The following is a 14,231-nucleotide window of genomic DNA, read 5'->3' on the forward strand; positions in this document are numbered from 1 at the left end:
TAACAACGATGCGTTTTTCTGCCGTTAATGATCTAGCCGCCTGTTTTGTCGCTCCTTCGGGCACAAGGCGTCAGCAGACCCGAGAGCGCCGGCATCATGAGGAGCATTCCGCCGCCGCTGCGCCGGCCGCTGCCTATTCCCGCTAGCATGCGAAACCACGTCATATCTGACCCAAACCGGCTCACCTCAAAACCGCGGTAGAGACGGGACCCCCGCCTGCCTAACGGAACTGGCGTGCTTCGCGGGGGCGCGGTCTCCTCGCGCTATCAACCTTCTGCCACAAGAAATGCGCCAAGCCTTAGGAAGTTGCCGGCAGTAGTCGCAGCGCTAACGGCGACCATCAATCTTACGCCCGGGCAGCTCGCCACCGGAATGGTCAAAGTGCCGGTTCGGCCGCCTGCCTGTGAGACGGTCGATGGCGGCAGGGTGGCGCTCCGGATGCTCGATCTCATCAAGGCGATAGTCCTGCATGCCGTGTTCCTTCACGGGCTCGACCACGCACACCCAAGCCTCGGAGCCACAACGGGAGCAGCTAAATCGCTTCGTGCGATAGTCCACGTCGAGGAGGCCCGTCAGTCGCAGAGTCGCGTACCGCCGGCAGATATCGCAGCGCACCCACATGGGGCCGAATGTCTTTTGCAGGGCGCGGAAGGTGTAAGGCTTGTGCGGCCATGGCCCGGTCATGATCGACCGTAACGCTACGGGCCATCTCCGGTCTCGTGCATGCACCTGCTAGCACTGTGCGGCATGCGAGCGCGCTGCAGCGCAGGCACGAGCGGCATCTGTCGCCCAGAAGGTGCTAGGCTAAACGTAGAATAATCTGGCGCGCGCGCCGAGCGGCTTGCTGAGCGAAGTGCCGACCGTTGTATTCGATCACGAACCGCGGCAGATCCGGTGTCGCGCGGACAGTGTCTGCGCATATTAGCGAGCCGCCTCTGCCAGCGCCGGTTCCACTGCGGCGGGAGACAAGACAGCTAACTCGCGAGCAGCATCTTCCAGAAGATTGTCGTCGATCGGCAGAAAAGTGGGGTTGACCATTGTCGCCCTCGCGTCTGGGTTCCGCATCGCTGCAGAGGCTGACAGAAGAAGGAGGGAGCGGGCCTCGCCTGGGGATGACCAGACGAGCAGTGCCTCAACTTGGTACCGAGGTTGGTCCCCAAGGATTCCAACCAGCCCGCTACCCTAACCATCTTGGCGAGCCGTTGTATCGGTGACGTATTGCGAACGGGAAAAAGAGTGTTGTGTGTGTCGTTGTTGTGCCCTCGGCGGCCGCCGCCGAGACACCGCTCGCTATGCCGCCGCAACCACCGTCTTCAGCTGGTCGACCAAACGCTGCCGCTCAATTAGTTCTTTGGTCGCATAGCCGACTGGCTCGTAGAGGTCCGGTCGCTCGGCCTCCGACATCGTGCGCTCGCCCTCGGCAAAGCGCATTTCCTCAACTTGCTCGATTGCCCCCTGCACCTGGCAGAGTTGCCAGGGCGTCAGGTGGACCTCGCTTCCTCTGAGCAGAAGCTTGCTGATCCGCTGAACCAGATTGCGGCGCGGGTAACGATCGGGGTCGACATGGTCGCCTTGTTAGCACGGCATCGCCTGGCCGTTGCAGCGGGCGCAAAGTACATTGCACTGGCTGCATCACGCGCACCGATCGAGAAAACTTCCCAAGGTCGCCTTGAGCGCCCTAGTTTTTCTGGACGACCCAACCAACACCCGTTGCCGACGTCGCTCCAGTCGAGCCATTCCTTACCGGCTACGACATGGCCCACCTAGTCACATATCTGCGGCTGCTCGACGCTGACGAAGAAGGAGCAGACTGGCGCGAAGTGGCCAGGATTGTACTGGACTGAACGTCGAGAAGGATCCGGACCGCACTAAGCGGGTCTGGGAGAGCCATCTCGCGCGAGCCAAGTGGATGACTGAAACCGGGTATAGGCAGCTTTTGCGAGGCGGGGCGCCGCACTAGACGAGCCGGATGACGAGAGGTGAGACGCCGCAGCGATGCGGCATGCCAGCGCGCCGCAGCGCATGCACCTTAGCCGGTGTTAGCCCACCGCAACCGTAGTTCCTTACCCACCCTCGTAAGGAAGCTCTGCTTCTGAAGGACGATATCGATATCCTCGTCTCGCAGTTCGATCTCGGAGCCGCCGAGCTCACGAGCTTCTGCGATAAGGCGCTCCCTGGCGAAGGTGGCGCCCTCTTCGGTAGTGAGCGACAGCGCTGCGACTTCGAGTAACGTAACGATGGCTTCAAGATCTCGGCCTGAGACAACCTTGTTGGTTTCGCGTGCACGCTTCCCCGTTTCATACGAGTAGTGCTGACTGCCAACATCGAAATCGTATGACACGGCTTTGACCTCCCGCCTTTCACCCCTGGTAGATTTGCTGAGCAGGTCAGCCGCGGCCCGATCGAGCTTGCGCAGGGTCGGCGTTTGCTTTCCCGCGGGCCTACGCCCGCGGGGGGGGGAGCCGATGCTGCTCGCGCGCGTCCTTGCCTAGCTGGGCTACCGCATCCCAGCAGTTTGCTCGCAACAAAGCGAGAAGCTTCTCTCCGGGAAGGGTTCCGCCGAGCGCTGCCGCCCGCCTCATTCCCTCTGCCAGAATCTCGTGTTGGTCGGTCAGGACGTCAGCGAGCTGGTGTCTCTGTTTCTCGCACAGCGCAGCGACCACCATCATGCCGGATCGAGGCCCCAAAGCGCAGTCAAACACTTCCAGCCTATAGATTACGCGCAAGTTTCGAGCCGCCGCTGCCGCGCTGCAGGTGCACTTTCGAGCGCAAATCGCGCCGCTGATCGAGGCGACGTGCACCGCCGACCCGGCCCGCTACTTCGAGATCCTTGCGAGCATACGCCAGCATCTTTTCCCCGAGATCTAGAGGAGGCCGCGAAAATGGATATCGGCGCAAGCAATTGGAATGAAGATGACAACAACAACAGCACGCCCGTCACCGGACGGTTTGCCTGAAGCCTGCGCACCTTCAGGGGTGAACAATTGGGCGCGGGCGACCATGGGCGCCATCAAGGCTGGTTCAACTGGCAGTCGGTCAAGACGACGGCGGGCGGCCCGACCACCTACACAGTCTCCTACACCGTAGCGCCGGGCGCCCTGGTCGATGGTCAAACCAACTTGGTGCAGTTCAACGCCACCTGCGGAGCGAGCCCGACACTGAACATCAACAGTTCTTGGCGCGATCCCGCTCTACACTTTCACTCCAACCATTGGCTGGGCTGCGGCTCCTGCAGGAGCGCTCCCAGCCAATGCAATCGCTCGCGTCGCCTACCACAGCAGCAGCGGCACCTATCGTGTGCTGGATTTGAGGGGGGCAAACGCATGGACCCCGGCCGACAGCAGCGGGGCGGGACTCACATTCACCAGCGTTTCCGCATTTTATCAAGTCATCGGGAACATGGTGTTCGCCTAGGCGCCCATTGCGGGCCTTCTGTACCTGATGTGCGCTAAATCACATTTGCGACCCGGAAAGCGCGCCACAGTCTCGGCTGCGGTATCGAAATTGCCGCGCCATGAATGGGTGCTGACATGTTCGTAGTTCGCGGGGGCAACGGCCGGATCACGGCGGCCTATTTGGACAAGCAATCTGCACGGCAGGAGTGGCTGCCAATTGACAGCCTGACACTGCAACACTTTTTGGCTGCAGCGCCTGCATGGTCGTCGGCGCGGCGGAGGCCGGGACTTCGGCGCTAGCCGGGTAAGCGTTTCTCCGTACTCCGCCAGATGCGGCTCGCATGCGGACACGTTTACAGTGTCTTGAGATGGCCGCTCATTGCAAGCGCTTGGCGCAAAACAGCGCCTCGCCTCCGGCCCAGCTTATGCTCATGGAAGCAGCCAAACAGTGGTGCCATCTCGCTGACGCCTCTGCCTCAAACCTAGCTATTGGTGAGTCGAGCATCCCGGCATTGGCAGGCCGGGACGACGAATCGATCTCAAGAATTTTAGCCCAGACCGGCGCGTTGATTCGCTAAAGCACACGGGATGCGATGGTCTCGGGATCAGTCGCGACGCCAGGGCCGGTTTTTGACTCGAACAGCGGTTTTGGCCTCTAGCTGGACTCTAGGACTCGCCGGACCGCCAAAACGCTCCTGTCAGATTTTGGCTCTGCTGAGCCCGTAGCGTCGGCCATCGAGCAACCTCGCCTCGCGGCGCGGCGTTTGCCGTGCAACATACCGCGGGAGCCAGATGCGATGACCAACAGTCGGATGCACGCGGCCATTGCGCTGTGCAGTGTCCTGATCTTGAGTGCCTTTGTGGCCTTTCTGCCTCCAGTCCCACCGGTCTCCGCGCAGAGCCACGCGCAGCGCATCTGTCGCGAGCAAGGCATCACACCACGCAGCGAAGTCTATAAATACTGCCTACTGCATGTGGGCCGTGCCGTTGAACGGGGCGAGCCAATGCTTGCACGCGAGGTCGCCCGGTTCACAGTCGACGCGCACGAGGCTTGTAGGCTGAATGGGCTTGAGCCACAGACGCCGGACTTTCGCGCCTGTATTGACCGCGAAACCCAGTCGCTTGGTATCTGGCTACGCTGAAGTCGACGTTTCCCACTCTTATTCCTGCGGTCCCGGCCCCTTCATGACCAACTCTCGGCCGGCGTCGGTCAAGCAAACGCTATGTCCGTCCATCATAAGTAGCCAACCCCGATCGACGGCGAACTCAAGGGCCTGCCTCGTGACATCGCTCAAATCCCTTGGCAGACGCCACCACAGAGACTTGCCATCCGTAGCGTAGTAAACGGCTCGCACCAGGTGGCGGACGAAGGTCTGAGCCTGGTCGACTATAAGCCAAAATACGCCGCAAGGGCTCACGCGGTTGCGTGGGTTGGGAGCCGCCAAGCGCCCGGCTTGCAAGTTTGAGAACGCTTGCCCCACTGTTCCTTAGCGAGCCCCTTCCCGGCGGGCAGTCGACAGGCAACCAGAATCGCCGCTAGGTGGGTTTATAGGGCCGTGGAATCAAATCAGCCCTCGGTTAGATCCGGGCTCACCAGCCCGACAAAACGCTCCAGTGAGTCAGATTTTGGACCTGGCGGCCTGTCATGCGCGGCATTAGGCTGACGAATGAACTTTGCCGAGAAGCCCAAGCCGGTGGCCTATTGCGCGGGATGCAACATGCCCGCGTCGATCGAAGTGGTCGGCACCAGCTGCCGTTACGGCGACTGCAACGGCACCTACAAAGGTGTCTGTGCGGCGGACGAATGGATGCGGTGCGCCGCGTGTGATGGCACCGGCAAGATCGGGACTGCGTTTTGCAGAACCTGTCACGGGTCCGGATGGACACGCCTACTCCCTTGAGCCGATTCACTCGTTCAAAACAGGTGCAACAATTGCCGCGACCTCTGGCTTTGGCTCTGGGCCCACAGCAAAGTCAGGCGCCGCTTTTGAGTAGCCTCTCCATCCACTGGTAAATGGCGTCGTCCATCCGCGCGAAGGTCTTCGAGGCCCATTCTGAATCACGCGAGGTCTGCTCGGATCTGAACACTTTTGCGAATCGTTCGGCATCGGCGTCTTCTTCGAATGCGGCATAGACAGTTGTGCCTTCCGTCTCGAAGGCATAGTTGCCAACCGTGCCCAAACTCAACGCAAGACGTTCCAAGACTGCTCTTGCCGCAAGAAGCTTGGTTGATATCCTCACTTCCAGTTTCACTTCTAAGAGATGCGGACGGTGATGGTCACGCAGAAAATCTTCCCAATTCATTTTTGGCATTCAATCACCTTTACCTCAGTCTTACTGGCGGTCAGCACGTCGAAGGGCTGAGGCGGCTTATCCTTCGCTTGATTAAGGACGGGCCGCCTAGAGTGTTTATTGCCGTTGCGTTGCAATTAGACGTTGTGAGATTGCCGCCTTGTGGCTCCAGTATTGCAATTAAACAATGACCGATTCTGAGTGGTGCGCGTTTGCGGCGAGCTGGCGGACGTATAAGCAAGCCGGCTTGCGAAGGAATTGTTGATGTGAATCTCACCCGCGCCTGATGAGATCCCGACCGGCGTCCGTAAGCTTGACGCTGTCGTCACGGTCCACCATCCAGTCGCGATCGCTGCTACGGCGATGGCCTGCTTTGTCAGGTCATTTAACTCGGTCGACAGCAGCCACCAGCGGTGTTCGCCGTCTGTCGCATAGTACAATGCCCGCACAAGAAGACGGGGGGACCTTTCGGTGTGGTCGGCCATGACCAATCTACGGCGCCAGCGTCAGGCGGTTGCTGGGGCGGGGCGGGGGCTTGAAGGCAGAATCGACGCTAAGGCCGTTCCTGCCTGTGGAATCGATTCGGCCGCTGGCTGGTCTCCAGGGCTCACCAACCCGACAAAACTCTCGAGTGAGTCGATTTTGACTCTGGCGGGCCATCTTCCTAGCCTAGGAGATCATTGCTCAGGCTCATCGACGATGGCGCCCGAATAGGGGAATTGCCAACTCGGAAAGCGCTACACGTGAGGAAATAATGGCCGATGAAGATTTAAAGGCCGAACTTGAACGGCTCAGAAATGAAAACGCCTCGCTCAAAAAGGGTGCCGCAACCGGCATCAGAATGAAGGTGAGCGAAAAGGGGGCCGTGTCCATCTACGGCATGGGTCGTTTTCCGGTAACTCTATACAAAGAGCAGTGGCTGAAGCTGTTGGATATGTCGCCCGAAATTAGGAACTTCATTGCCGAGAACGACGCGCATCTAAAGACGAAGGAGTGACCTGATTGCGAGGGCAGTTGCCGATATTGAGGGCAGGTCTGGACTGACCGGCTAGACCCTTAGACCTGCCTCGATGTGGAACGCGTGGCCTAAAACCATGTTAGGCTGCGGCCATGGACGTAAGCGCCGATCAACTGAAACGGGCCATCGAATCCCAGCACGGCGGGACGGCGGGGCCTTGGCCCACGTGGAGCCGGTCAAAGAGATGTCGGAAGGCAGGACCGTTTGGGAAGGCCGCGTTCACGTCTTCAGTCTGGAGGGTCACCCCAAAGCAACCAGGGCATATGCCTGGTCGAGTCCAATTGAGGGTAGGGACAAACGGCGATTCTATGCCGTGTTGCACCTGGGTGGCATCCGGTCGCCGTTGGACGCGGTGCGGGCCGCCATCCTGGAGGAACAGCGTAGGTTTGATGTCGCCGGGCCTCCGCGCCAATAGCGCAACCGTGGAGTAGATGGGACCGCAAGAGGCGCTATCGCGAGCGGCAGAAGGCGGAGAAGCCATGGAGTCCGGCCGACGGCTAGCCAGACGTATCGACGGCTTGATTCGTAGGGCGAGGCGGGCCCATTAGTCCACGTGCTCGCGAAGTGACATGCGATCTGCCGGTGCGGCGGATCACGATGCGCTCTCAGCGGCGGCCGGATCTCCTCGTTTGCTGCTGAATTACTGAAAGCACCGATGGCTGAGGAGGAGTTGACTCACGAGAAGTTGGCGGGCTCTCGTCCTTCGCCCTCTCGCGTGCCGGCGGGGTTCGCCAAACAAGGATCGCCACACCGAGGAGGCTGAGCACGAGACACGAGACACGAGGCGAAGCCCGCGACGAACCAGAGCAAGCCAGACATCGCCCCCCACCACCTGTCGGCAGCCCGCGACCATGTATCATAGCTATTGGCTCTACAACTAGTTGCCAGCGCTCTAATTCGCAGTACCTCGGCTGTCCTACTGCGGGGAGCCCCAGAGGAAATGGTTACCGCGGGCCGCTAGTTCCTGGAAAAGCAAGCACCAGGACCTTGCGCCCCGTGCAAACTGCTTTGCGCCCAAGTCAGTGTTGTGAACTGGTCGGACTAACCCTCAATCCCCTCGCGATCTTTCCGTTCAATAGAGCTTGCCAGCTTGAGCCACCTGCCTGAGGCGACTGGCCAGAGCCTCGACACATCGTGTCTTGTCAATGAAGCCACGCGCACCGTGTTGGAAGGCGAGCTGCTCGTTCGCCGGCTGGGTGTGGCTCGTCAGGAACACCAGCGGCACGTTCACGCCGCGCTGCCGCAGTTGAATTAGTAGGTCGATGCCCGAAATGGTCGGAAGCCTCCAGTCAAGGACGATGACATCGGCCTCGGCAGTGGCGTCGAGTGAGCCAAGCAGCGCGTCGCCATCGGCAAACCTGTAAACGGCAAAGCCGTGCCATGCCAGTTCGCTACTGAAAATCTCGCGGTAGTTCACGTCGTCTTCGACAATAAGCACGCGGATGGGGTCCGCTGCGCCCTCCTCAGGGCGGCCCACAAGCGGGGTGGAGGGAAGAGGTTCTAGCAAGCCTATTTGTGACTCAGCCTCGCAGCCGGCCTTAGAACTTCCTAGCAACTTGATGGTTTGAGGCATTACGCAACGCGGCTTTCTTCATCATCTGAGACCGCAGCCACTTGCGTGGGCGCATTCCCAGGAAGGCGGTACCATACACAGATTGCAACAGATGAAATGCGACCATTCAGTGATTGCATCTGAAACAGTTCGAACAACCGTGGCGCATGATCCGATGACCTGTTTGTCTCGATCGGCGCCCAACGATACTCGTTGGCAGCCTAGCGCTCCAGACTGCCTGTCTCCTGATGGGGATTTACGCGGCAGACGGCGGTCACGCGCTTAGTCACGTTTGCCGTTCGAAAGCTCGGGCACGGGCATGCCGGCCTTAGATCAGCCAGCCAGGCAGTACTCTCAGCCCGCCCTTGCTGATTAGGTTTGGCCCTACTGTACCGAGTGATATGACGGCACCCGGCTCAACTGCCTTCACTTCAGCGCAGGACCATCCACTCACACGCCTAGGCGCATTGTCAGTAGCTCATTCGGGCACAGCCGTGATTGCTCTCGCGCGGCTACTCTACGGCGGCCCTCGCTCCCTGCACGGCAAACCAGGAGAGGACGGTCAGGCCTCGCATAGGTATTCGTTGCCCTATGCGGGGCCGCGCCGTCGCGATTAGGAGCCTATCACGACCTAGCGTGTCTGTGCCCAGTCGATAGCCGTTCTAATCAAGGGGCGGCCACTACCGCGGCACCCGGTTCTTGTCTGGTTGGACGCGCCTCGCTACCGTTGCGGCTTCCCAACCGAACGAGGCGTACCCGCCTTGAGGGGAACGCCCGACGTGCCCGACGTAGTATTGGTAGATGACGACGACCTCTATCGGGAGGTTCTTTCCGGAGACTTGATTGACCGGGGATTTTCCGTGCTGTGCTTCGCTGATGGGCCTAGTCTTCTCGAGGCTTTGAGAGATGGCCTGGAGGCGAAAATAGCGCTGCTCGACTGGGACATGCCGGAGATGTCAGGGTTCGAACTCTTGGGGGCTATGATAGAAGAGGGAATTACACTGCCTGTCATCTTTCTGACCGGCCATTCCCTAAGCGAGCGGGACCTGCACGCGCTGGATCACGGCACCGTCGATTTCGTCGACAAGGTGCATGGCACGGACGCTCTGGCCCACCGAGTGCAGGTCATCATCGACGGCTAGGCAGCCAATTCGGCTGACAACGGCTTGGCTGAAGGAGCGCTGTCACCCGATGGTGTTCGCAACGCCGCCCCAAGTTGAGTGCGGAGGCGGGCCCATCGCACCCTGCACGGTGTATATCGTCCATCTACCATCGCGCAGCCACTGAAAGCATTGATACAGGTCCAAGACTATCCCCACCGAGGGCAGAAAGCGCGCCGGCGGCAAATAGAACTAAGCCGATGGCCGTCAACAGAAGCACCTCAGCGCGATTTGCTAGGCTTCTTCTGGCCATTTTCACCATCCAACGCGCTGCGCGAGGCTCGGACGTGTCATCATTTTGCTGCGGGCGCCGAGATGCAAAAGACCCGCTGATCCTGCTCAATGCCCCGTAGCTTGGCGACCTTCGCTTCGACGCTAAAGGCCTTGAGGGCAGCTTCGACGCTTTGGTCGTACGCTTCCTCGGAAACGTAGATCTCGTCGGCACCGGCGAGATGCTGTATTCGGGCAGCGACGTTGACGATCTGGCCAAAGTAGTCGAGGCGTTCATTGAGTGTGACGGCGATCGCAGCACCCTTGTGAATGCCGATCTTGAGAATCAGCTGGCGATCCGGCTGGCCCTGGTTGAATCCGGCAATGTCCGCGCGCATCGCCAAGCCGGCGGCGACAGCGTCAGCAGGGTTCAGGAAAGCGGCCATCACCGCATCGCCGATGGTCTTGATAATCGCGCCGCGAAACCGGGTGGTGATGTCCTGTAGACGCTCGAAATGCTGCTGCACGAGCGCAAACGCATTGAGATCGCCGATGCGATCGTAAAGCGCCGTCGATCCCTTGACATCGGTGAACAGCAAAGTGATGTCCTTTACGCTGATACCCTCGGTTCCCCGAATCACCTCTGACCGAAAGAGGTCGCGGAAGGCCTGAGTGGTGAGCAATCGCTTGCCCGTTAGGAAAGGCACGAAGCTTATCGGCGCCTGGCCTACCTTTGTGCCGGGCGGTAGCACCGCGAGCCAAAAGGTCCCCCGTTCAGTGGTGGCATTCCTCACGTCGAAGGTGACTGCACCCGGCGCCACGATTCCCGGCAGGTGCTCACGCACCTCCTTTTCGAAGAGGACGTGGGCAACCTGGTCAATCGTCGAGGGCGTGCCCTCGACGGAAAACAGCAAGCTCGCCTTGCCCTCAGGGCTTACGCCAAGGATGGACCCTTCCTTCGCCTCCACGGTCATTCGTGTGGTCTGGCCAGGCGGCAGATAGCTGACGGCCTTAGTGAGTGCGATCTTGATGTCTACAAATGGCCTTCCGTCCGGGAGTACGCCATCGCGCGTTGTGCCGTACTTGAAGCAGTAATCATGCGCAGAGAGCTGCTCAGGATGGTGAAATTCGATCTCACGAATCTCCGGACTGACCGTGAAGGCGATGACGATATGCTCGTCGAGAGACGCTTCGAGGTCCACCTGACAGGCAGGGCAATGATAGTGGCTATGAACCTTTTCGAGGCTGCGTAGGCTTTCGACCACGCAAGAACACTTGGGGCACAAGAGCAGCCAGTCCATGCCAAAGAGGCCCAGCGACGTGGCGTAGAGAAGAAGATCGATGACTTCCTCCTCACGCAAGCTCCGTTCGCGCGCAAACGTGAAAGGATTGATGCGAAACAGCGCGTCGTCGTCAGCAGAGCGAATGTGTGTCTCGAGCCTGGATAGCAAGCGAGGGCTCCATGACCGCGCCGTCTCGAGCTTGGCAAGCCGCTCATCTAGCAGGTCTTCCCTCACGATCGCAGGCATGAGCATTCTCCCTTGATGGCGTGGTTCAGAATATCATCAAAAACTCGCCAGCATCGATCGGGCGCCTCAAGAACACTCACTAGCTCGACAAACGCTCCAGTGCGTCAGATTTTGATTCTGCGGGGCATCCTACCACTAGCGTCTGCGGCCACCGCCCTTCGCGGCTTGCTCCAGCCAAGCGGTGGCTTCGGCCCTGTCCCTGAAGATGCGCAGCGGCCGGTTCGATCCGGCAGCATCGGCGAAATACGCTGCATCAATTTGGTTTCCGGCAGTGGACACGATTGCCAGAGGGCCAATCGGACCGCGCCCATCGATAGCGTACTTCCTGACCCACGCACCGATGGATCTGAGTTCATCGACCGACATCGTCACTTTGGCAGCAGTTGCGTCGAATAGCTTTGAGTAGGGCATCGCGCCTTGCTCGACGAGGTGCTCGAGATAGGCCAGAACGTCCTCCACGGAGAGGCTTTCATCAGCAGAAGCCTCGACCAGGCCCGCCCCGTGGTCGATGTACACCTTTACCGGCATTCAGAGTCCTTGGGTGCCAGCTGGAACTGTAGACGCATGCATTGCGGCGCGCCAGCAGACCGCAGCCAGACCGCTCCTTAGCAGCCGCCTACGCGACCACACAGTGCAATTAGTCTAAGTGTGCACAGGTCACCTCGATATCATGTTTGGGCACTAGCAATCTCTGGCTGGGACGACAGACTGCGGGGCAGCCAGCGAGGCGATGCCTCAGCCAGCCTTTGCTAACTAGGTTCGGCGCTGTGTTTTTACTTCCACACCGGTCAAGGAACGCGCCAAGTGCTCGACGTAGTCCTCGTTGATGACGACGACCTCTATCGTGAAGTGCTGTCCGCAGACCTAACGGACCGGGGATTTTCGGTCTCCTGCTTTGCTGAGGGTCCTTCTCTCCTCCACGCCCTGAGCAATGGCCTAGAGGCAAAACTAGGTCTGCTAGACTGGGCGCTGCCGGCGATGTTGGGGTTGGAGTTGCTGCGCGCCTTGAAGGACCGGGGGATAGGCCTGCCGATCGTCTTCCTGACCGGACAGGCCCTGCCCGAACGCGAGTTGCAGGCTCTGGATCGCGGCGCTATCGACTTTGTCGACAAGACGCGTGGCACGGATGTGCTGGCCCACCGGTTGCAGTTGATCATAAAGAGCCAGCGCGAACGCGCCAGTATTGGCGCGACGCAGGCCCAGGTCGAGAGTTATGGCGAGCTAGCCCTCCATCGGGGCACAGAGCGCGCTCTGTGGCGAGGGCAGGACGTTGGCTTGACCGTTTCGGAGTACAAAGTCCTGACGCTGCTAGCATCGGATGGCGCGCCCCAGACTTACCGCGCCATCTACGACATCGTGCACTTTGCTGGCTTCATCGCCGGAGCAGGCGAGCATGACACGACAAACGTCCGCGCGTTCATGAAGCGGATACGCCAGAAATTCGTGGCGGTCGATCCTGCCTTTTCGGCAATCAAGAACGTCCGCCTTGTCGGCTACCGTTGGCTCGCCCCTTAACGTCTGGCCATGGGCAATCCAAGCCTCCCCGACCTTCGAAACGCTCCAGTGAGTCAGATTTTGACTCTGGCGGGCTGTAAATGATCGACCCCAAGTAGATGCTCGCGCCGCCCCGTCCTCTGTGCTTCCCTCAATTGGGAGGAGAACAGCGATGTCGGACGAAATTCTCAAAGCTCTCGTATCACTGGCGGACGGCTTCAATGCCCATGACCTAGACCACATCATGAGCCACTTCGCCGAGGATGCCGTGCTGGAGATGCCACGCGGTCCCGAGCCGTGGGGCGCCAGGTTCGTGGGAAAGGCGGCTATCCGCGAAGGCCTCGCCGGGCGGTTCAAGGGCCTACCGGACGTGCATTACGGCGACGCCGTCCACAGTGTTGCTGATGATGTCGGCATCTCGCGGTGGACCGTTACGGGGACAACGCCGGCTGGCGCCAGGATCCGTGCGAATGGCTGCGACTTCTACACCTTCCGCGATGGCCTGGTCGTGAAGAAGGATTCGTACTGGAAAATGGTGGAGCGTTGATCGAGCCTTCGGGCGCTCATTAGTGATCCAGAGCGAAGGCACGCCAGGCACGGTCAATCTACGCGCGCCAAGCCAGTGCCGGAACGCTGGCGATCATCGAGGATCTTCAGCGCGCAGACGTGCAAGGTCTCCGATCGATCGCTAAGGCGCTGCAGGCGAGAGGAGTGCGCACACCAGCCTGGCGGTCGACGTGGCAGCACACGCAGGTTGCGCGGTTTCTGGGATAGCGCCGTCGCGACACTTGAACGGGCGTTTGAATCAAGGGCAGCGGGAGGACGCGCCTGCGCGTCAATCGTCGGGCCAAGCCGCATCTGCCGCGCCGGGAGCCCTCATGCTGGAGAGCCCCACCGTCTGGTCCACAGCCGCGTGGCGCAAATCTTGCGATGCGCTGAGCGTATCTCCTACCTCAAAACTACGCGCCCGGCAGGTTTACCCCGTGCCGGGCCTTTTTGGGTTCAAGGACCGCGTGGCGACACGGCGACGGCAATTAGTCAGCGGGCGGAGTCTTCAACGCTAGGCGTCCCGGACTTCATAGATCCCTGCTCCACCGGGCCTTTCCAACACGGCGAAAGCGGCCGCAGTTGCCTTCAACCCAACAGCAGCAGTCGCCCAACGTCCTTGGTACCGTCGTGCCTGCGGCAAGCACCCCAGCCTCAAAGTCGTCCATGAGTCAAAAAACGACTCTGGCGAGGCAGTTCAAACAGAGCCGGTCCGGTGACCATCGGAGTGGTATGGCTTAGGATCGTTTTCAGAGAACGCGAGGGGGAAGGCATGATCCAGGGGAAGAAGCGAGGAATATCCGGGCTCCTGCTGATTGCCGCTGTAGGCATGGTGTTTCTTCCCCTCAATACTTCGCTCGCGGCTTCGTTCGACGGGAACTAAGACGTTGTTGTCATCTGCCCCGCCGAACCCAACGGCGCCAAAGCATTCACGCTTCGATACAAGGCCGAGGTAAAGAACGGAGTAGTACACGGCCAGTACGGCACCAAAGACCAGCCTGGCTCCCAGTCCATCGATGGCCAGATCGAACCGAA

14 protein-coding genes and 1 pseudogene are annotated in these 14,231 nt (G+C 60.1%); 6 read left to right on the top strand and 9 right to left on the bottom strand.

The genetic code is table 11. The annotated features are described in order from the left end of the window. Positions 1–327 precede the first annotated feature (327 nt). Entirely contained in the window at positions 328–684 is a 357-nt protein-coding gene (locus RSO01_RS48020; protein WP_170303784.1) for a hypothetical protein, read from the bottom strand. A 606-nt stretch (positions 685–1,290) separates the two neighbouring features. Then, the gene (locus RSO01_RS48025; RefSeq protein ID WP_170303785.1) at positions 1,291–1,431 is read right to left on the bottom strand and encodes a hypothetical protein; all 141 of its coding nucleotides are present in this window, start codon (positions 1,429–1,431) and stop codon (positions 1,291–1,293) included. 323 nt (positions 1,432–1,754) lie between these two features. Here RSO01_RS48025 and RSO01_RS49275 point away from each other — a divergent pair. Next, positions 1,755–1,960, top strand: a pseudogene (locus tag RSO01_RS49275) (DNA -binding domain-containing protein). 69 nt (positions 1,961–2,029) lie between these two features. Here the strand turns inward: RSO01_RS49275 and RSO01_RS42650 are convergent. Beyond that, the gene (locus RSO01_RS42650; protein WP_147156696.1) at positions 2,030–2,341 is read right to left on the bottom strand and encodes a hypothetical protein; all 312 of its coding nucleotides are present in this window, start codon (positions 2,339–2,341) and stop codon (positions 2,030–2,032) included. 523 nt (positions 2,342–2,864) lie between these two features. Continuing rightward, on the bottom strand, positions 2,865–3,002 hold the full coding sequence (locus RSO01_RS48030; RefSeq protein ID WP_170303786.1) for a hypothetical protein: 138 nt from the start codon (positions 3,000–3,002) through the stop codon (positions 2,865–2,867). Positions 3,003–4,192: 1,190 nt separating this feature from the next. Here RSO01_RS48030 and RSO01_RS42655 point away from each other — a divergent pair. Beyond that, positions 4,193–4,537 (top strand): hypothetical protein, encoded by a 345-nt coding sequence (locus tag RSO01_RS42655; protein ID WP_147156697.1) that lies wholly within the window; start codon positions 4,193–4,195, stop codon positions 4,535–4,537. A gap of 832 nt (positions 4,538–5,369) precedes the next feature. On the opposite strand, the gene RSO01_RS42660 is transcribed toward RSO01_RS42655, so the two are convergent. Then, positions 5,370–5,699 (bottom strand): hypothetical protein, encoded by a 330-nt coding sequence (locus RSO01_RS42660; protein ID WP_147156698.1) that lies wholly within the window; start codon positions 5,697–5,699, stop codon positions 5,370–5,372. Between the two features lie 742 nt (positions 5,700–6,441). Here RSO01_RS42660 and RSO01_RS42665 point away from each other — a divergent pair. Then, entirely contained in the window at positions 6,442–6,684 is a 243-nt protein-coding gene (locus tag RSO01_RS42665) for a hypothetical protein (RefSeq protein WP_147156699.1), read from the top strand. 1,093 nt (positions 6,685–7,777) lie between these two features. Here RSO01_RS42665 and RSO01_RS42670 read toward each other — a convergent pair. Continuing rightward, positions 7,778–8,143 carry a response regulator gene (locus tag RSO01_RS42670; RefSeq protein ID WP_170303787.1) on the bottom strand — a complete coding sequence of 122 codons (366 nt, stop codon included), beginning with the start codon at positions 8,141–8,143 and terminating at the stop codon, positions 7,778–7,780. A gap of 893 nt (positions 8,144–9,036) precedes the next feature. On the opposite strand from RSO01_RS42670, the gene RSO01_RS42675 reads away from it, so the two are divergent. Next, positions 9,037–9,399, top strand: coding sequence for a response regulator (locus RSO01_RS42675; protein WP_170303788.1), 363 nt, complete (start codon positions 9,037–9,039; stop codon positions 9,397–9,399). Between the two features lie 311 nt (positions 9,400–9,710). On the opposite strand, the gene RSO01_RS42680 is transcribed toward RSO01_RS42675, so the two are convergent. Both RSO01_RS42680 and RSO01_RS42685 read right to left on the bottom strand, forming a co-directional pair. Beyond that, positions 9,711–11,156: an adenylate/guanylate cyclase domain-containing protein gene (locus tag RSO01_RS42680; RefSeq protein WP_170303789.1), complete on the bottom strand. Its 1,446-nt coding sequence runs from the start codon at positions 11,154–11,156 to the stop codon at positions 9,711–9,713. 135 nt (positions 11,157–11,291) lie between these two features. Further along, positions 11,292–11,684, bottom strand: coding sequence for a hypothetical protein (locus tag RSO01_RS42685; protein ID WP_147156703.1), 393 nt, complete (start codon positions 11,682–11,684; stop codon positions 11,292–11,294). A 276-nt stretch (positions 11,685–11,960) separates the two neighbouring features. On the opposite strand from RSO01_RS42685, the gene RSO01_RS42690 reads away from it, so the two are divergent. After that, entirely contained in the window at positions 11,961–12,671 is a 711-nt protein-coding gene (locus RSO01_RS42690) for a response regulator transcription factor (protein WP_147156704.1), read from the top strand. Between the two features lie 151 nt (positions 12,672–12,822). Further along, on the top strand, positions 12,823–13,197 hold the full coding sequence (locus RSO01_RS42695; protein ID WP_147156705.1) for a nuclear transport factor 2 family protein: 375 nt from the start codon (positions 12,823–12,825) through the stop codon (positions 13,195–13,197). 696 nt (positions 13,198–13,893) lie between these two features. Here RSO01_RS42695 and RSO01_RS48035 read toward each other — a convergent pair. Continuing rightward, positions 13,894–14,231 (bottom strand): hypothetical protein (locus tag RSO01_RS48035; RefSeq protein WP_170303790.1); only part of this gene is annotated, 338 nt, incomplete at its 5' end.

The sequence above is a fragment of the Reyranella soli genome, from assembly GCF_007992495.1.
Taxonomy (GTDB): domain Bacteria; phylum Pseudomonadota; class Alphaproteobacteria; order Reyranellales; family Reyranellaceae; genus Reyranella; species Reyranella soli.